This window comes from Streptomyces sp. NPDC055013 (genome assembly GCF_053608645.1).
This window is the reverse complement of record NZ_JBSGVW010000044.1, coordinates 1-18142: the sequence shown is the minus strand read 5'-3', so window position 1 is coordinate 18142 and position 18142 is coordinate 1. Positions and strand designations below refer to the sequence as shown.

Genomic DNA, 18142 nt, shown 5'->3' with positions numbered 1-18142 from the left:
CCACCCTTCGATCAGGGTGGGGGCCGCTCTCACGTGCACGGCAAGCGGTCAGGCCGGGGCGATGAGGACGCTGGGAAGGTCGCCGGCCTTCACGGCGTCCTGGTCGATGGCCACGCCCGTGTAGACGCCCACGGCGGCGAACACCAGCTCGGGCAGGCGCTCACCATGCTCCTCGAAGTACGCGACGACCTCGGCCTCACTGGCCTCCGGCATTGACGGAAACACCGCGCCCGCGGCGCTGAGGGCGGCATCAAGGTCCGAGCCCTGCCCGGTGTCAGTGCCGAAGTCAGCCCGGTACGCGCAGGCACCGGGCGCATGGATGATCAGGGCCGGAGGACTGAAACGGTTGGCGGTCAGGCAGAGGATCTCTTCGCCCTCGCAGGGAACCATCGACTCGACCTTGCCTTGATAGCCAGTCGCCCAGGTTGCCATGCCCCAGTTCTCCAGCACATACGTCCACTCACCGCACGTGCCGTACATGGCGCGGTTGAGGTGAGGGGCCGGCTGTCCCGGCTGCCCGGCCGGTGCGCGCAGTTCCCTGCATGGGGTGCGCGCGGCCAGCTCGTCGAGGTCGGCGCCCAGGTTGATAAGGAACTCGTCCGTCTCCACGCCTCGGGCCAGGGTCAGCGAGATGCCGCCGAGCATGCCGGGCACAGCCGATGAAGGGGTGTGGTGGTGTACGCCAATCCACGCGATGCCGTCACTCATGCCGGTCAGACTATCGGCCCGGTGTGCGGCGGTTCTGGTCGTGGCACGTGCCGGTACAAGGGGTGCGGCCGGGGTGTGATTCTGCGCACCGGTCGCAAGCATGTCCGTAGCAGCCTCTGCGACCGTCAGTTCGTCAGCCTCCAGGAGGCGATCGCGCAGATAACGACGCCGACCGGAATTCCCTTCCGGGCCGGGCCCACTGATTCTTGTCGGCCATGGACACTGCGTAACGGCAGGTTGAGCGCATGTGGCGCATGAAGGCGTGCTAGCCGGCCGGTCACTCACCAGACCCAGGCTGCTGTCCATGGGTTAAGCGGTTGAGCGGCTTTGCCAACGCAGGACAGGGCGATGTCGCGTCGCGGCCCGGCAGGGGAACCGCGGCCAAGCGGATTCCGCACACGGCCTGGCAACTGAGCGCTCATCAGCACCCAGCCGACGAGAGCGATGCACAGAGTTGCGTACAGGTGGCGGCTGACTACGTTCCCCCTGCTGGAGGCCGCACACCAGCAGCGCGGCGACGGTCCCATCGTTCTGGTGGGGGACAGCTTGAACACCTACGTCAAGCAGCAGCGATGGGTGCAAGTCCCGGTGGTCAGGGAGTGGCTGTCGCTTTCAGGGCGGCTTCTATCTTCGTCACCTGCCGGATGACCACATCTGTCGGGAGTACCGGCATGAGTTCCGCCTTCTTCTGCTTCGGCAGTGTGCTGCCGAAGGTCTCGTTGATGTTGAACCAGGCGAGGACGTCACCGCTGCGCACGAGCCCGTACACCGTGTGGTTCTCAATCCCGTTCATGGAGAACTCCATGTTCACCCTGAGCGACTCGTCGCCTGATTCCAGTGGTTCTCCGAGCGAGAGCTTCGCGCGCACCGAGTGGACGGACTTGTAGACCACCGACGGGCACGCATTGAGTGACTTTTCAACCGAAGCGAATACCTGCTTGGCCTGACCGGGGCGGTAGCTGGTCAGTGCCACCGATTTGGTTCCTACGCTGTTTGCGGGGTCACTCAGGTGGAACCGTGTGTAGCCCACTGCGCCGTCTGCCCAGCCGTGGAGGAGCAGCTTCATCGCGGGCAGACAGATCTCTGGCGTGGTTGTGGTCACCGCCGTCTTCATGTCCGCCGGTGTTTCGTTGCCCAGCGCTACTCCGTAGCCGCTCGCTTCGCCCTCGGCCAGTCTCGCGGCTTCCAGGTCCTTTTGACTGAGTGTGCGAGCTTGGGCGGGGGCAGGCTTGGGGCTGGATGCCTGCGACGCGCATCCGCTCGCTGCCGACACGGCAAGGATCATCACCGACGTCGCTGCCCAGAGTCTTCGCCGAACAGGCCCGATGGGCCCGCTGCCCCTACGCGAACTGCGAAACATCCCAGCCCCTCCCGAACAATTGGGTCGAGAGCATAAGCCAAGCGTCGGCGTCGCAGTCCTGGCGGGATGCAGAAGGGCCGCAGAAGGTGCAAGCGCGGATCCTGGCGGCGCGGTGGCCTCCCGTGTCACGACACGCCTCCCGTCCTGCTGACGATGGGCTCTGTGCGGGCGGCTTCCTCCCGATTACCTGCGGAAACTGCGGCCAGGATCTTGACATGTGCAGATCTCGCGCGGGTACAGTGCCTCCACTTTGATCATCTTGTGACTCCCGGGTGGGGATTCTGTGGAGTCGGGGGAGGCATGGGATGAGCACGTCGATGTGGCGTCACGGGGTCGGGAAGACGTTCATGGCCGCGGTCGCTGTGGCCGTCGTGGGGGGTGTGTTGCCGTCCAGCGTTTCGGCTCACGCGGTGGCGGCCGGCGGCGCAGCGACATCGCCCGCTGCCCAGGCGTCGGATGCCATTCCCGCACAGGCTGAGGCCGCGTCCACTCTTGCTGCCCAGACGGGCGAGCCCGTGGAGGTGCTGTTTGAGCGCACCGAGTACTCCGAGGTGTTCGCTCAGCCGGACGGCAGCTTCAAGCTGACGCAGTCGACCGCCCCACAGCGGGTGCGGACGTCGGACAGGTCGTGGAAGCCGGTCGATGTCACGCTGGCCAAGCGTGCCGATGGCCGCATCGCGCCGAAGGCGACTTCGACCCGCAGGAAGGCGCAACGCTGTTCGCCATTCTCTGGCGCGGCGACGGCGGCCTGGACGTCCAGTACAACCCTCACCAGCAGATCCTGTTCCTGCAGCCCTTCGACGATGTGACGGGGGAGTGGCCAGAGTCCTACTCCCTGCTGGACGACAGCATTGAAGTCGCCGTCGCTCCCTCCGGGCAGCAGGCGGTCACCACCGTCGCCGCCGCTGTCGGAGAAGCCGGGCTGCTCGATGCCACCCGTGTGCGGGGGCCGACTCCGCACCGCCCGAGGCCAAGCAGGAGTTCACCCTGCGCCGAATCCGCCGGATCTTCCAGCCGGCTGCTGTCTTCCGCAACTGCCGCTGCCGGATGTGCTCCAGGAAGTCACCGAGAATGAATGGCTCAACGCCTACCTGGAGTGGGTTGTCGTGATGACGGGCTGGGACGTCGCGCCTGACATCGTTCCCGACGCGGCTGCCCTGGGCGTCGCGGCCTGGTGCTGGCGCAACAACACCGCGGTGGAAGACCATCATCTCGAATCAGACCCTATTCAGCCGGAGTTAGAGAGGGAAGGTGTGCGCATGACACCCTGCGCAGGATCCTTCCTACGCAGGGTGTCCGACCGTGACCTATGGCATGGCCCTGACGTTGTTCAGCGGCCCTGGCATGTTGGCTTCCAAAGGCCCCAGTTGGTCAGGGTTCTGGGCCCCTTGGACGTCTTCAAGCGGCCCCGGGAGATTGGCTTCCGCTGGGACCACTTGAAGCATGTGCCGAGATGAGATACCTCGTTTCGTCGCTCCTGCGCGTGGTGGGAACTTCCTCGGCAAGCTGGCCGGCGAGCCGTTGGATTGCAGAACGGATGCCCTGGCCGTAGCCGTCGTCGTTGAGTGCGTCGAGGTGCTCTTGGGCCTGGGCCAGGTGTGTGCGGGCCTGGGTAGTGTCTCCGAGTTTGTGGAAGTCCGCTGCGAGGTTGAGGTGTAGGGACGGGTAGAAACCGCGGATGGCCAAGGACGAGTCGTGCTGCTTGGCCCGGTCGTCGGTCACTGACGCTGCGGCGTCCAGGGCGTGCAGGTCCCAGGCCAGTTCGTCCTGCGGGTACTCCTGGAGGTCGGCCATGTAGTGGGCGAGGACGCAGCGGTGGAAGGGATCGCCGTCTGAGGCGATCTCTTCCCAGATCTCGGTGAACCTGTGCCGAGCACCGTCGAGGTCGCCTGTGTGCTGCAGCGTCATGGCTTCCTCGATGCGCTTCATGGGCTTGTCCTCGGTGGTCATGGCAGCCTCTCCGTCGCTCGTCAGTGATCGCGCGGAATCGTAGGGCCAGCCACTGACAATGGACCGGGACCATCGTCTTTATCCGTCCGCCACGGCTACTTTCCGAGTCTGCGGGTTTGCGGCTCGGCCGGTGGTGTCCTGCGTGTCGGCCCGACCTCGGGCCTTGGCAAGGCGATAGGACTCGGTTCCGATCTCGATGAGGGTGGCGTTGAAGGTGAGCCGGTCCACGATCGCCGTGCAGAGCCTCCAGATCAGCCCGCAACCAGGCATCGACCGTCTTCTTGTACGGCTCCATCCGAGGTGACCTCCGCACCGGGTCGCCGGTGCGAGTCCGGCGTAAGCGGCGAGGTGGCCTGCGGTCGGGAAGGTGCTGCCGTCACCGACCTCAATGAGGATCCTGGCTCCGGTCCTGACGCCGACTCCCGGCATGGACGTCAGGACCTTCGAAAGAGGGTGAGCCTCCAGGAGTTCCTCGATCCGCCCGGCCAGGAGCTTCCGCTGATCAAGCACGGCGGTCAGGGACCCGGCCAGGCTCGGGACGATCAAAGCGGCCGCCTCGGTGCCGGGAACGGTGACGGTCTGCTCGTCCAGGGCGGTGAAGACGTCCTCGATCAGCCGCTCGGCCATCCTCGGGGCCTTGGGCCGTAACAGCGTGACCAGCCGACGCCTGCCGGCCTTGCGGATCTGGGCCGGTGAACCGAACCGCTCCAGCAAGGTCAGGACGGCCGGGTGCTGGAGCCGCGGCCCCAGCACCCGCTCCAGCGACGGATGGGTCTGGGTCAGCAGGCCGTGGAGCCGGTTGGCGACGCGGGTCGCCTCGCCGGCCAGGTCGTCGTCGAACCCGACGATCATCTCCAGCTCGGCGATGGTCTCGTCCTCGCTGTCGATCGCACGCAGCGTGTGAGGCATCGCGCGGGCGGCGTCGGCGATGATGAACGCGTCCTTCGCGTCGGTCTTGGCCTCGCCCGGGTAGAGGTCGGCGATCCGCCGCATCGTGAGGCCCGGAAGGTAGGCGACCGGGCAGCCCATGTCCCTCGCAACCGCCAGCGGCAGGGCACCGATCGAGGCCGGCTGGTCGACCACGACCAGACCGTTCCGTGCTTGGACTTCAGCTTCGCGAACAGCTCGCGGAGCTTGGGCTCCGTGTTGGGCAGGCGCTTGTCGAAGGCCTTCTTGCCGGCCGGGGTGACGGCGGTGGCGTGGTGTTCGCCCTTGCCGACGTCCAGGCCGAGGAAGACGTCGACGTCGCTGGTGTCGATCACGTGCAGGCCCCTCCGCTCACGCTTTCGTCCGGCCTTGCCTCGGCACCGAGCTGCCACACCCACGTTACGGAGAGCTCTACCGGCTCGGGTAAGCCGGTGCTCAAGCCCCTCATCAGCGGTCCGTCGATGCCTCCGGGCCCGGTGACACCACCCCCCGGATCATCAACCGCAACAAGGGGGGGAAGTCATGCCGGACCCGAAGGCCGGAGGCCCCATTGCGGAGCCACGAAAAAGGTAACGGGGACTTCGCGGGCGCGGGCGGCGACGAGTGGGTGCTGTGCGGCCATCGCCTGCAGGTCGCTGATCCGATTCCTCAGCGTGGCCCGGGAGGCGCCGGTGAGTACGAAAGGACGCGAGGGTGGATGGGGTACCAGCGCAGCCACGCCGGACCGGCGGAAGGCAGCCTGTGGCGGCCGATGGGTTGGGTTCGTACCGGAACAGTCTGCAGCCGCCGGGTCAGACGTCGCCGGTACACCGGGGGATGGTGGCGCTGAGGTTCGGAGTTCCCCAAACCGGCTGCTGCGGACATGGGGTGGTGAGCGCAGGCGTGTTCACCCCCGGGCTCCACTTCCCGGAAGGCCGTGTGATGCCGCAACTGCCCTGCCCGTCAGGCTAGGGGCGTCTCGTAGATCAGGCCGCGTACCCTCGGCTGGGTGCCTCGCCATTCGAAGAAGTCCCGCCGGCTGGTCGCCAACGGGCGCGTGTACATGTGGACGATGCGCCATAGCCACCGAAGGGGCGCCGACGGCCGGTCCGTGGACTGCCGCCAAGTCCTGACCCTGTCCCCGCAACCGGCCGGCACCGGCGGCCCGCTGCGCATTGTCTTTGCCGCCGGTCCCGGCCGGTACGTCCCGGGCGGCGCCCCCTTCGGCTCCGGGGACGTGGGCTTCATCCGGGGTGTGGACCTAAACCTGCACGAGCCGGGCGCCGTCCGGGCTTTGCTCGACGTGGCATTGGCCGGTGGGTGGCAGCCAGGGGAGCGGCGGGCGGTGGAGGTCGACGGCTGGTGCCTGCTGGAGCCGGCGGCCGCCGCGCGAGCCGGGGACACCAGCCCCGAGGGCCCGTAGGGGGTGGCTCCTCTTCTCCTGACTTCATTGATCCTGAGACGAGCCCACCTGTCCCGTCGGCCGCAGCGGACGTCGTCGTGTCCACCACACCGGCTGCCTACGACCGCGGGGCACCAGGCCATGTACTTCCTGCTGATAGTGGCGCAACCACGCGAACGCGTCGGCCGACGCCGGCACTTGCTGCACCGCCCGCGTGCCCTTGCGCACCACACTGATCAGCTGCTGGCCGGGGCCGACATCGCGCAGCCGGACGCCGATCAGCTCCGAGGCCCGTACTCTGGTGGAGACCCAGAACGCGACCAGGGCCCGGTCACGGTTCGAGGGCAGCGCGGCGAACAGCGCGTTGAACCACTCGTCGGGAATCGAGCGCGGGATCCGCCACGGAATGCTGGGGCGATAGCGCCCCACCCGCTCCGGCTTCCAGTCGTCCATCGGGTTTCGGTGCGCGTGCGCCCGGTCGGCGCGGCGCGACAGGTCCAGCGGGAACGAGTTGAACAGCGGGCCGGACCCCGCGTCGCGGTGGATGTCGTAGAAGCGCCGCAACACCATCTCGCTGTGCGCGACGGTTGTCGGGGCGTAGCCGGGCCCAGCTGACGGCGCCCGAGGCGCTTGTCCCAAGAAACGCCCACTGCCTGCAGGAACCGCCACGACCGGAGCACATCCATCCCGTAGAAACGGACCGTCGACGACGCCTTCCCCGCCGCCAACAACTCCTGGAAGTAGACCGCGACCGCTTCCACGGTCACACCGTCCGGGTCGACGAGCCGATACGGCTCGTACCGATCGCCGGTCTCCACCAGGCGGCCCCACCAAGGAACCACCAACGTCGGCAGATCCCGCTCGGGAGCATCGTCCATCACGACCGGTGACCGTAGGGACCGCACGCAGCATCCACCCCCTGAACTGCCGAATCCCCACCGCTCGTTCAGTCAACGGGGCGTGTTCATGTGCGCAGGGGGTGCCGTAGGGGTGCCCGCAGGTGCCGGGTTCGACCTTGCGGCGCTCGAAGTGCTTTCGGAACTCGTCCCATCTCCAGCTCGGTGGGTTCTGCGGTATCCGGCGGCCGGGGGCGTCGCATTCGCCCGGCACGTCGCCGAAAAGCGACCCCGCCGCCTGCCGGAAGCGCTGACGCCTCATAGATCTACCTCTGGCGGCTTCGGGGCTTCCCTCGGCGGTACCTCCGCTGTCGATGTCAGTGCAATGCCCTACCTTCGGGTCACATGAACGCCAACTACCCAGCCCGGGAAACCTATTACGCGGGCAAGGACGCGCCACAGGGCACGCCCGCCCATTCTCTGTACGTATGGATCGAGTACCTGCATGAGCTGATGAACCAGCTGTGCGACCGGTTCACCGCCGGGGGCTGGGAGCACGACTTCTCGATCGACTCGCTGCAGGTCCTGGAGCGCGACCTCGCCACCCGGTACGGGGCCGGTGACGGCACGGACGAGGCCGCCATGGTCATGGAGTCCCTGGCGGGCTACTTCGGAGAGGTGCTCCTCAGGGCGGGCGGCGGGCGCTGGGTGTGGCAGGAGCGTGCGGGGGCCGGGGGGTTGCCCGCCGTACAGCCGGATCCTGCGCTCGGCCTGGAACCCATCGTTCCGATGCTGCTCGTCGGCCAGGCGGTCTACGAAAAGACACGGAACATCTTCACCACCGTCGCGCTGCGCCTGCGCAAGGCGGTCGTGGACCACGCGGCGGCGCACCCCGGGTGGACGCCGGAGCGCGTCCGTACGCCGTGGGTGCGACGCCATGAACTGGAGGCGTACGACACCGGGTGGCGCCGGTGGCCGGACACGTGCCTCTACCACTACCGCACCTGGTGGGCGGACAGAGCCGGCGGGGGCATCGAGCGCTGGAACTTTCAGGCCGACTCGCTCGACGCCCTGGAGAAGCTGCTGCGCCAACGTCTCGGGACGGTCGCGAAGTACGACAAGGTCGCGGGCCGGGACTTTTGGACCATGACCGCCTGGTACATCGGTGAGTACGTTGTCCGCCACAAGGGCGCCAGCTGGCAGTACCGCACGTCCAACCCCCAGGCGCCGCCCGGGACGTGGTACGGCAAGGACTCCTACTGGACGGACTCCGCGTTCGTCGCCCAGCCGCTCCGCTACGACGGCCACACCGAGCACCCTGGCGACATGGCGCGTGACGTTCTCATGGGCGCGAGCCTGCGTGAGGTCGTGGACCGCTTTCCCTGTGCCCTCGACAGGCCCGGGCACGCTCACCCCGCGTCGCCTGGCCCAGCAGACGCCGCCGAGCCCTGGCCCGAGGCCCTGTGGCCGCTCGTAGCCCCGGAGCACCTTCCGCCACCCCTCACACCTCGGCAGCTTCAGGAACTGGACGAAGAAGCACGGCAGTTGAAGGCCGATCCCGATCTCAGGCCCCGATACGAGGTGAAGCCTGGACGGGTCACCTACACACGGATGGCCGAAGTCCTCGTCGACCTCGGCATGATCACTCAGGAGAAGGCCCGCGGCGTCCTGCACGACTTCAAGGACTACGCGCACGACACACTGGACGATTCCCATGACATCGCCCACACCCTCGAGGAGTTCGGCGTGGCCGTCAGTATCCACGCCGATGACGTCGACTACGCCAACGAGCACTACGCCTGGCTCCTGGACAAGGCCGCGGCACTCACCGGAGGGAAGGTCACCGTCACGAACTATCGCTTCGTCTTCGACAAGGACGACGAGGACGACGAGGATGACAAGGACAACACGGACGACAAGGACGGGGAGTACGAGGAGTACCAGGAGGAGGACGGTCGCGGGACGCTGTACTTCGACCGCAACGGCGAGGAGCTCTCCTTCTACATAGAGCAGGAGTCGAACGACTACCTCGACATGGGCGCGGCCCAGGCCGCCATCGAAGCGCTCAGCCCCGACGACGACCCCCGGTCCTTCCGCTGTGTCGACAACGGCCCCAAGAAGCCGGCCGGCACCACGGACGACATCATGGTCCTGGCGACGGCCGACCAACGCGCGGGAATCCGCCGGCGCTTCGGCATCGAGTTCCACGAACCGTGGTGAGGCGGCCGTCGCCCTCTCCTGTGCGTCGGTACGGCCCGCCCCGCGGCGGGGTGACTTCGAAAACGCCCCGAACATAACCGGGCTGGAGCAAGTCCTACTCACATCACGTACGGCCCTGTACGCGGAAGCAATCGCTGCTGCGGCAGGGGCCGGACAGGGCGGGCCTGCCCGGCCGCGGTGGCTACTCCCAGGACCGTGGTAGCGCGTTCCACGGGGCTGTTAGTCAGTCCGGCGGGTTGGTGAGGAACCTCTCCACCAGCCGGGCCGTGATGGACTGGGCGGCGCCCTGGCCTATTGCGGCGGCCGGGCCAGTAGCAACCGCGGGCTGCGGCGGCGAGGGTGGCATCCCGGCGGGGCTACCGATCGCCTCCCAGAGGCTCTGGCACGCGCGGCACCCGCAGGAATATCCATGTCACCGTCGGGTGTGAACCCGATGCTCACGATCAGATGTCCGCCAGTTCCCGTAGTGAACGCATCGCCGGGTTCCAGGCCAGTGCCGGATAGTGGAGTTCGAGGCATTCCACACCATCGGTGATGAACGACCGGACCCCGGACACGTATGCGTCGAACGAGCAGCTGGGATGCGGCATCGGAACACCGCGCGAAGAGGTGAGCTGCACCTGATCACCCGCGAGTTTCAGTCGGATGACGTAGGTGTTCTCCGTGAAATTGATCTCCGTCGCCCCATCGGACCGTAGTTTTGCAGCGAGTACCCCAAAGTGAACATGATGTCGATCAATGGAGGCCGAGCGGACGAGAGGAAGCGTGACCGTCCACGACGAAGTCGACCGGGTACTCGAAGAAGGCATAACGCAGATCCGTCGCACTGATGGTTGCCAGATCGACTCGGCCGGCCTGCCAGGCCTTCTCGTAGCCAGACCCGATGTCCCCGCTGCTGTCCGGCGTGAACTTGATCTTCAAGGATTTCTTCCGTCTTCTCTGGTGAGGTCGGTGTCCGCCGGGGGCGGTCGCGGCGGCGCTGATCCGCTTCGCGTCCGCCCCCGGCACGGGCGGTGATCTACATGGGGTGCGCGGTTCGCAGGGAACCGTCGTCGTTGAGGATTACCCTGATACCCGTCGAGACCCCGCCGCCGTAATCTTCCGCGAGCCTTCCAACCGTCTTGCCGGGGCCGAAATTGTTGCCCTGCGGCATGTCATCGCCGGCCGGCCACTGCCGCATCCGGTGCGCACGACGGTCGGCGCGATCGTCGCCGCTCGCCTGCGCGCCGCCCAGGCCTACCCGCTGCTCGCCGTCGCGGCCGCCTACCGCAACGAGCCCGTGCCCGATGATGGGTTCGCGGTCGCGCCGACGAGGCGCACGAGGGCGGCGCCGACGGGCCTTCGGGGTTATGACGCTGGGCGTGGCGGATCATCGAAGGGCGGTAGGACCCCAGTCCACGTCAGGTGACTCGGTGCTCCGTTGGGTGCCTGAAGCGAATCACGAGCGTACTTCTCGGTCCGTTTGAGCTGCTCCCGTATCTGTTCTTCGAACCGAGCCAGGTGAGGATCCAGCGTGTCAGTGCCCTCCCCTTGCCCAACGAAGTAGCTGCTGAACATTCCAAAGGTCAGCAGGGTTTCGCTGATGAGATCCGCGACGGTCTCGTCAGCCTCCAGGCGTGCGGTCATCATTACCGTGTTGAGCTCTTCGAGGGTCTCCGTGAAGCGTCGCCTTTCCGCTTCTCGCTCCTCCCGGTTCATGAACCGGCGGTTGTACATGGCGACCGTCATGTCGCGGTGAAGCCCTCGACACGTGCCGAGCAACTGCACGTACGCCTCACGTCGAAGCTGACGAAGCCACTGTGCATGAGCGGCTTCTGCGGTCCTGTCAGCTTGATACTTAGCCCCCTGCAGGGCGATCCTGGCGGCGCCCCAGGCTCCACCGGCGCCGAGAGCGGCACCACCAAGAGCGCCGATCAACCCCGCTATCGCTGCGTCCATGTCTCCCCCCGCGGTGAAACGCCTCAGTTCTCGGACGTGGCCCTCTTCAAGTGCCGGCACAGACGCCGAGCCGCGCTCTTGCGGCCTGCTCCGGCAGGTTCTTTGGTTCAGGCATGGCTTCTGTTGTAGCAGTCACGTGCAGGGACTGCGCGGTCCTGCCGCACATGGCAGGCAGAGCCCCACCGGCGCAACGAGGCCCGCTGCCCCGTTACGGTTCCGATCGCGCGGGAACGTCCGGGGAGCGTTTAACCGCCCCGCAAACGCTCCTGGCCTACATCCCGACAGCCGTCACGGCCGGCTTCCTACCGAGCCCGACCCCGAGCTCCCGCTGCCCGGCCACGAGTTCCGCCGCCGCATCAACAGGGGCAGGCTTCCTCCTCAGCGACGTAAGACGCGCCGAGAACCGGCGCAGCCGGCTGGCGTGGGCTGAGGTCGAAGCGGCGAGCCCGCCCCCTCCGCCGCCGGTCACCACCGGAGGCCCGGTGCTCCCCCGGCCGTCGCTACCGTCCGTATGCCGCCGACAGCTGTCCCACCAGGGTGGCGAACGGCATGTCGAGGGCGCCGTACACCGCCGGTGCCTGCGGGTGGGCGTTGTCGGCCAGCATCTCGACGGCGAGAGTGGCGTAGTCACTGACGATGACGCCAGCCTGCTGCAGACGCAGGAGGCCGGTTTCGCGCTTGGTGGCGGAGAAGGTACCCGAGGCGTCGACGGCGACGTAGGCGGTGTGGCCCGCGGCAGTCGACGCGATGGCCGGGAAGGCTGCGCAGACCTCAAGGGAGACACCGGCGATCAGGATCCGGTCGCGGCCGGTCTCCTCGATCGCGGTGCGGACGCGGTCGTCGTGCCAGGCGTTCACCGTGCTGCGGTCGATCACCTCCAGCTTGTCCGGCAGAACCGCCTGGAGTTCGGGGATGAGGGGGCCCCACATGCTGTCGGCCGCGGTGGTGGTGACGACGACGGGGACGTCGAGGGCGAAGGCAGCCTCGGCGAGGGCGGCCACGTTGTGCTTGAGCTCGCTGGCGCTGATGTCGCGGACGCCGGTGAACAGTCCGATTTGGTGATCCACCAGCAGGAGAACGGCGTTGTCCGCGGTGAGCGGGGAGTGGCATCGGCTCTCGGGTCGGTTCTCGAGTCGGTTCTGCATGGTGAAGTCCTTCCAGGTTGTGGTGGGTCGGGTCGCTTTTCACCGCCGTCACGGCGGAGGATGGGCACGAGGACAGAGGGGGACGGAGCGTGTCGTGAGGACGGCCATGGCGACGATGGTTGACCAGCAGTCCGGCGACTCGTAAATGTTTCAGTCGTGGCTGAATCCTCGTACGCCGAATTCGACTTCACCTCCGCCGACCTCGCCCGGCTGAGGTTCGCCTTCTCGCCCGTGTTCGAGGCGGTGGCGAGCCTGCGTACGCTGCAGGACCCGGCCCGGCACGCGTTGCACCTGCCGTGGGTGCGGGCCGTGCGGCCCCGGCTCGCCGGGCTGGATCTGCGGCTGCTGTTCGCGCTCGCCCCCCTCGGCCCCTACTTCGTCGACTTCCTGACGCCGCCGCCGGCTGGTCCGCTGCCGGACGTCACCGCAGAACTGGATCTCGCCGCCGGGGCGGACCCGTACGTGGCGGCCCGTGAGGCGGCAAGGCTCCCGGGGGCCGACTCCCAGCCTGTACGGGAGTTCCTCGCCGACCCGGCCGCCGGTGTGGCCCGCGCAGCGGCAGAGCTGCGCCTGTACTGGGACACGGCACTGGAACCGTTCTGGCCGCGCGTCCGCGGTTTGATCGAGACGGAAGTGCTGCGCCGAGCACGGCAGTTGACGCGCGAAGGTGCCGGGGTGATGTTCAACGACCTGCATGCGAACATCACCTGGGACGACAGTCTCCTGCGGGTGCGGACGGGCGCCTGGCGGCGCACGGGCCCCCTCGACGGCGACGGCATGATCCTCATACCGAGCGTCTTCCACTGGCCGGACACGGCCGTAATGGCCGAGCCGTACCAGCCCCTCCTGGTCTACCCCACCCCCGGCGTGGCCACGGTCTGGTCACAGGGGGCCGTGCCGACCACCGAGGCGCTCAGCGCTCTCATCGGCCGCACCCGCGCCCGAATCCTGGTCACCCTGAACGAGTCGGCGACCACGAGCATCCTGGCGCGCCGCCTGTCGATGACACCTGGCGCGGTCAGCCAGCACCTCAAGGTGCTGTGCGAAAGCGGACTGGTGGCCCGCAACCGCAGCGGCCGTGAGGTCTTCTACGCGCGCTCCCCGCTGGGGGACTCGCTGTGCGCGGCGTCATGAGAGTTCGGCCCCGTGGTCGGCGACCAGAACGCGATCAGCATCGTCGACGGAGACGGAACCACCCACCACCCGGACGATCAAGGAATGCTTCCAGTCGGCGACCGCCTCGGCCGCGCGACCGCCACAACCCTGCCCGACTACACCCCACCCGGCGGCGCCGCCGCCCTGACGGCGACGACCCGTATCACCTACAACGCGCTGAGCCTGCCCGCCACGGTCACCGACCCGCTGGGCCGCGTCACCCGCTACGGCTATGACCAATTCGGCCAGCTGACCAGCACGACGGACCCGGTGGCCGACGCGGCCGCCGCCCTGGCCGCCTCCGAAGCCGACCCCGACCTGCTCACCTCTGCAAGCACTGACGGCGGCGGCATCACCCGCTCCACCTGGACCCCCACCGGCCTCCAGCTCTCCCTCACCGATCCGACCGGCGCCCGCACCGAGGCGACCTACGACGAACTGGGCCGACAGATCACGGCGACCACGGTCGAGCGCTCCCCGAGCCTGCAGAACCTGACCAGCCGCTACACCTGGGACGACGCGAGCAACCAGACCTCGTTCACGAGCCCGGGCGGCATCACCACCTCCGCCACCTGCAATCCGGCCGGGGAGACCAAGACCATCACCGACCCGGCCGGCACGACCCGCTTCGACTACGACGGGCTTGGCCGTCAGACCGAGACCACCGACGCCACCAACCGCCGCACGTCCACCATCTACGACGCCCTCGGTAACCCCACCGCCACCACCGACTACGGCACCGGCAGCACCGCTCAGCGCACCAAGGCCGCCGAATACAATGCCGACGGCAACCGCACCGCGGTCATCTCCGCCCAAACCCAGGCCCGCACCACATACACATACGACGCGCTGGGCCGGATGACCAAGCAGGTGGAGCCGGTCTCCGCCACCGACTCCATCACCACGGCCTTCGGCTACGACGCCGCAGGCAACCGCACCGGGCTGACCGACGGACGCGGCAACAAGACCATCTACACCTTCAACAGCTGGGACCTGCCCGAGTCGACGACCGAACCCTCCACAACCGCACACCCGAACCCGGGTGACCGCACCTGGACCACCATCTACGACAAGGCCGCACAACCGGTCACGGAGCTGCTGCCCGGCGGGGTCAAGCGCGAGCACACCTACGACGGCCTGGGCCGCCTCGTCCACGAAACCGGCAGCGGCGCGGAAGCAGCCACCACCGACCGCACCCTGGACTACGACCTCGCGGGCCGCCTCACCGCGACTGGCACAGCCGACGGCCTGACCCGCAACACCTACATCTACAACGACCGCGGCCAGCTCCTCACCGCCACCGGCCCCGGCGGCACATCCAGCTACGCCTACAGCGCCGACGGCAACATGACCAAGCGAACAACCGAGGCAGGAACCACCAACTACGGCTACGACAGCGCCGGCCGGATCGACTGGGTCTGGGACTCCATCACCAACAACGACATCTGGTACGACTTCGACGCCGCCGGCCGCCCCCGCCTGGAGCAGTACGCAACCAAGCCCGAAGGCGCAACTTCCTACACCGTCACGGCCAAGCGCACCTACACCTACGACGACCTCGGCCGTCTCAAGGGTGACAACGTCACGAGCCCTGACGGAGCTACCACCGTCGCGTCGACGACCTACGGCTACGACCTCGACGACAACTCGACGTCCAAGAAGACGACGGGCACGGCGGGAGCCGGTGACAACACCTACGGCTACGACTACGCCGGACGTTTGACATCGTGGACGAAGGGCGCGGCGACCACGGCCTACGAATGGGACGCTTCAGGCAACCGCACCAAGGCCGGCGCGGCAGCGGCTACATTCGACGCCCGCAACCGCCAACTGAGCGACGGGACAAAGCAGTTCACGTACACCGCCCGCGGCACGCTGGCATCGGTGAACACCGGTACCGCGCGAGCCCTGACCTTCGACGCCTTCGAACGCAAGATCACCGACGGCTCCGCGACCTACACCTATGACTCCCTCGACCGCGTCCAGACTCGCGGCGCGACTACCTTCACCTACGACGGAGGCTCCAACCGCCTCGCCAACGACGGCTCCACCAGCTACAACCGCACCCCCGAAGGTGCGCTGCTCTCCCTGGCCACCGGAAGCACCAAACAGTGGGCAGTCACCGACAAGCACACCGACCTGGCCGCCGGCCTCAACCCTGACGCCGTCCAGGTGACCGGCTCAACCTCCTACGATCCATTCGGCACGGAAACCGCCACCACCGGCACCACCCCCGCCGTCGGCTACCAGTCCGGCTGGACCGACCCGACCACCGGCGACGTCAACATGGCAGCCCGCTGGTACCAGCCGGGCACCGGCTCCTTCACCTCCCGCGACACCTGGCTGCTTGACCCGGTCCCGTCCTCGGAGGCCAACCGCTACACCTACGTCGGCGGTGATCCGCTCGATGCAACAGATCCCACCGGGCACGCACGGCATCACGAAATGGGCAGCGGCTGGGGATCGGTCGGCACGCTGGGCAGGGGAGGCACCCAGAGCTCATTCTCCGGACGTGTCACCCGTCCGAACACCCGTGCCACAACCCGCAGTGCAGGCAGGGGGCAGAGCCGTGCGCAAAGCCGCTCGCAGTCCAACCGCTTCCAACGCCAACACGGTTCCGCAAGCCGTCCCTACGGCGTGCGCTCGTATGCCCGCCCGGGAACCACGCGGGGCACCGGCCGACCGGCTACATTCCGTTCCTCCGGGCGCCCGAACTATGGCACCGTCCACCGCGGCAACGCGCCCTACCGTCCGAGCGGCACTCCCCGCGGATCCACCAACGTCAAGCCGCCCAAGCCCCCTACCCCGCAGAACCCCAACCGGGGTCCCAAGCCCACACCGGTGCCTGCGAGACCAGCGCCCAAGCCTCGGGTCGATGTTGTACGCATTCAGCGGAGTTCCTTGGAAACGGCTGTAGTGGTGGACCAGCGGGTGTTCACAGAGATGGCCGGAGCGGGAGTTTCGTTCGCGCCGAGCGACCTGACTGCCTTGGAGGTAGAGCTTGTCCAGGCTGAGGCGGGTGGAGGCGATGCCGCTTCTGTTGAAGGGCCGGACCGTGACCGCGGAAACCGCTGCGACACCGGAGCGGCCTTCAGCCCCGGAGGCAACATCGCCTACTTGCCCCGCAGAGAGCACGCGGGCGAATGTGTTGCTACTGGTGCCTTCGCCAACCTGACGAAGGCGGACTACACGACACCTCCCCGTCCGTCCTTGGGCTTTGCGCTTCCGGGCCTGCGCGATCTACCGAGAGACAACCGAGCGCGTGGACATCTGATTGGATACGCGATGGGCGGCTCAAACGGGGACACTAGGAACTTCATCCCGATGTATCAAACGGCTAATGACCGCATGTACAAGCAAGCTGAGGACATCGTAGTGAAATCGATCAAGAAAGGTGGGCGGCAGTTCGTGCACGTAACACCGTATACGGTGATCCGAATTCGGTTATCCCCACTAAGGTAAGGTTCTTGTCGTTTGGCACCGAGGATGTGCGTTGTGAATTTGAAAACAACGCGGCAGCCACTTACAAATGTTGGTGAATTGTAGGAATCGAGTGTGTAATGTCATCGATCGGACAGTTGAAAGGCATCTTGGGGAAATCTCCATGGAGTGAGGAGAGAAGTTTTGATGTGGTGGAAACGGATTTGGGGGTGACTCTGCCTGAGGAAGTTAAGGTGGTTTGTTCGCTGTACGGAGATGTGCTGATCTCTGATTTCATCTTCATCTTCGGCCCTGAATTTATGGTGGAGAAGGGTGTGTGGATGAGTGATTTCGTCCGCGACGGCCATCCTGAGATTCCTCGAGGTGTGCTTCCCGACGGTGGCGGGAAGCTTCACTGGGGGCATTCAATTGAAGGAGACAAGTTCTTCCTAGAAAATCGCGGCGGTGGGAGATGGACTGTATCGGCATTTCGAAGGAACTGGGCCGACTGGTATGAGTCTGACGAGACGCTCAGCGACTGGCTTGTGGGAGTTTTCGAGGGGCGCATCGCAGCGGACTGGATGCCGGAGTGGCCTCAACAGCATCGAATGGAGGTGGACTGATCAGTCACGATCGGTGGCCAGGGCGGGCCTGCCTGTCCCATCGGGGATGGGGGAATGCCAGGAGGGACTGGCCGCCGGTTACTGAACTCGAACTCGTGAGGCCGGCTCGGCGGCGGGAGCGGTCCTGCTCAGGTCTGGCGGGTTGGCCGCCATTTGGTAGGTCATGGGGGCCGTCTCCACGACCTCGCTGGGCAGGTGTGCCGGACCTGCTCAAGTCGGTCGTGGTGTTCGCCTATCCAATTCCCCTGCGGCTGGATCCACAGCATGGCGCTGAGGCGGTCGGGATCGTGGATCGTTACTGACAGGGAGCGGTCCTCGTGCATATGGAGGACGAGACTCAGCCCGCGATCCCCACCGATGCTCGCGCCCGTGCCGGGGGCTAGGTGTATTGACCCGCGGGGTTGTTGACGCGGGTGATGGGTGGCTGGCCGCCGAGGGCGGTGTGGCACCGGTGGTGGTTGTAGGTGTGCAGGAAGTCT

The 18142-nt window shown here is 67.0% G+C and carries 16 protein-coding genes and 3 pseudogenes; 6 read left to right on the top strand and 13 right to left on the bottom strand.

From position 1 onward, the window contains the following. Window positions 1–48 precede the first annotated feature (48 nt). Together ACWGDB_RS36425 and ACWGDB_RS36420 are read right to left on the bottom strand one after the other, a co-directional pair. On the bottom strand, window positions 49–708 hold the full coding sequence (locus ACWGDB_RS36425) for a hypothetical protein (protein WP_453826382.1): 660 nt from the start codon (window positions 706–708) through the stop codon (window positions 49–51). Between the two features lie 592 nt (window positions 709–1300). Further along, window positions 1301–1981 carry a hypothetical protein gene (locus ACWGDB_RS36420; RefSeq protein WP_453826381.1) on the bottom strand — a complete coding sequence of 227 codons (681 nt, stop codon included), beginning with the start codon at window positions 1979–1981 and terminating at the stop codon, window positions 1301–1303. Window positions 1982–2373: 392 nt separating this feature from the next. Here ACWGDB_RS36420 and ACWGDB_RS36415 point away from each other — a divergent pair, with 392 nt between their 5' ends. Continuing rightward, on the top strand, window positions 2374–2877 hold the full coding sequence (locus ACWGDB_RS36415; RefSeq protein ID WP_453826380.1) for a hypothetical protein: 504 nt from the start codon (window positions 2374–2376) through the stop codon (window positions 2875–2877). A gap of 589 nt (window positions 2878–3466) precedes the next feature. On the opposite strand, the gene ACWGDB_RS36410 is transcribed toward ACWGDB_RS36415, so the two are convergent. From ACWGDB_RS36410 to ACWGDB_RS36400, 3 genes and pseudogenes are all read right to left on the bottom strand, one after another. Next, a complete protein-coding gene (locus tag ACWGDB_RS36410; RefSeq protein WP_453826379.1) occupies window positions 3467–4018 on the bottom strand; it encodes a hypothetical protein in 552 nt (183 codons plus the stop codon). 303 nt (window positions 4019–4321) lie between these two features. Beyond that, window positions 4322–5280 (bottom strand): annotated as a pseudogene (locus ACWGDB_RS36405) (IS110 family transposase); the annotation flags it as partial. A 185-nt stretch (window positions 5281–5465) separates the two neighbouring features. Next, a pseudogene (locus ACWGDB_RS36400) lies at window positions 5466–5724 on the bottom strand (replication-relaxation family protein); the annotation flags it as partial. A gap of 209 nt (window positions 5725–5933) precedes the next feature. Here ACWGDB_RS36400 and ACWGDB_RS36395 point away from each other — a divergent pair. Beyond that, a complete protein-coding gene (locus tag ACWGDB_RS36395; RefSeq protein WP_453826378.1) occupies window positions 5934–6347 on the top strand; it encodes a hypothetical protein in 414 nt (137 codons plus the stop codon). A gap of 24 nt (window positions 6348–6371) precedes the next feature. Here the strand turns inward: ACWGDB_RS36395 and ACWGDB_RS36390 are convergent, their stop codons facing one another. Next, window positions 6372–6896 carry a hypothetical protein gene (locus ACWGDB_RS36390; protein ID WP_453826377.1) on the bottom strand — a complete coding sequence of 175 codons (525 nt, stop codon included), beginning with the start codon at window positions 6894–6896 and terminating at the stop codon, window positions 6372–6374. Between the two features lie 671 nt (window positions 6897–7567). Between ACWGDB_RS36390 and ACWGDB_RS36385 the strand changes: the two genes are divergently transcribed. Continuing rightward, entirely contained in the window at window positions 7568–9382 is a 1815-nt protein-coding gene (locus ACWGDB_RS36385; RefSeq protein WP_453826376.1) for a hypothetical protein, read from the top strand. Between the two features lie 223 nt (window positions 9383–9605). Here ACWGDB_RS36385 and ACWGDB_RS36380 read toward each other — a convergent pair whose 3' ends face one another. The 5 genes from ACWGDB_RS36380 to ACWGDB_RS36360 all read right to left on the bottom strand — a co-directional run bounded on the left by ACWGDB_RS36380 (window position 9606) and on the right by ACWGDB_RS36360 (window position 12465). Next, entirely contained in the window at window positions 9606–9728 is a 123-nt protein-coding gene (locus tag ACWGDB_RS36380) for a hypothetical protein (protein ID WP_453826375.1), read from the bottom strand. Window positions 9729–9825: 97 nt separating this feature from the next. Then, a complete protein-coding gene (locus ACWGDB_RS36375) occupies window positions 9826–9972 on the bottom strand; it encodes a hypothetical protein (RefSeq protein WP_453826374.1) in 147 nt (48 codons plus the stop codon). A 145-nt stretch (window positions 9973–10117) separates the two neighbouring features. After that, window positions 10118–10303, bottom strand: coding sequence for a hypothetical protein (locus ACWGDB_RS36370; RefSeq protein ID WP_453826373.1), 186 nt, complete (start codon window positions 10301–10303; stop codon window positions 10118–10120). A 426-nt stretch (window positions 10304–10729) separates the two neighbouring features. Beyond that, window positions 10730–11320 (bottom strand): hypothetical protein, encoded by a 591-nt coding sequence (locus ACWGDB_RS36365; protein WP_453826372.1) that lies wholly within the window; start codon window positions 11318–11320, stop codon window positions 10730–10732. Window positions 11321–11820: 500 nt separating this feature from the next. Continuing rightward, window positions 11821–12465 (bottom strand): isochorismatase family protein, encoded by a 645-nt coding sequence (locus ACWGDB_RS36360; protein WP_453826371.1) that lies wholly within the window; start codon window positions 12463–12465, stop codon window positions 11821–11823. 156 nt (window positions 12466–12621) lie between these two features. Here ACWGDB_RS36360 and ACWGDB_RS36355 point away from each other — a divergent pair, with 156 nt between their 5' ends. The 3 genes from ACWGDB_RS36355 (at window position 12622) to ACWGDB_RS36345 (ending at window position 17663) form a co-directional block, all read left to right on the top strand. After that, window positions 12622–13599 carry an ArsR family transcriptional regulator gene (locus tag ACWGDB_RS36355; protein ID WP_453826370.1) on the top strand — a complete coding sequence of 326 codons (978 nt, stop codon included), beginning with the start codon at window positions 12622–12624 and terminating at the stop codon, window positions 13597–13599. A gap of 291 nt (window positions 13600–13890) precedes the next feature. Next, entirely contained in the window at window positions 13891–17082 is a 3192-nt protein-coding gene (locus ACWGDB_RS36350; RefSeq protein ID WP_453826369.1) for an RHS repeat-associated core domain-containing protein, read from the top strand. 98 nt (window positions 17083–17180) lie between these two features. Next, a complete protein-coding gene (locus tag ACWGDB_RS36345) occupies window positions 17181–17663 on the top strand; it encodes a hypothetical protein (protein WP_453826368.1) in 483 nt (160 codons plus the stop codon). Between the two features lie 161 nt (window positions 17664–17824). On the opposite strand, the gene ACWGDB_RS36340 is transcribed toward ACWGDB_RS36345, so the two are convergent. Continuing rightward, complete coding sequence (locus ACWGDB_RS36340) at window positions 17825–17986, bottom strand: DUF5959 family protein (RefSeq protein ID WP_453826367.1); 162 nt, start codon at window positions 17984–17986, stop codon at window positions 17825–17827. 56 nt (window positions 17987–18042) lie between these two features. Continuing rightward, a pseudogene (locus ACWGDB_RS36335) lies at window positions 18043–18142 on the bottom strand (IS481 family transposase); the annotation flags it as partial.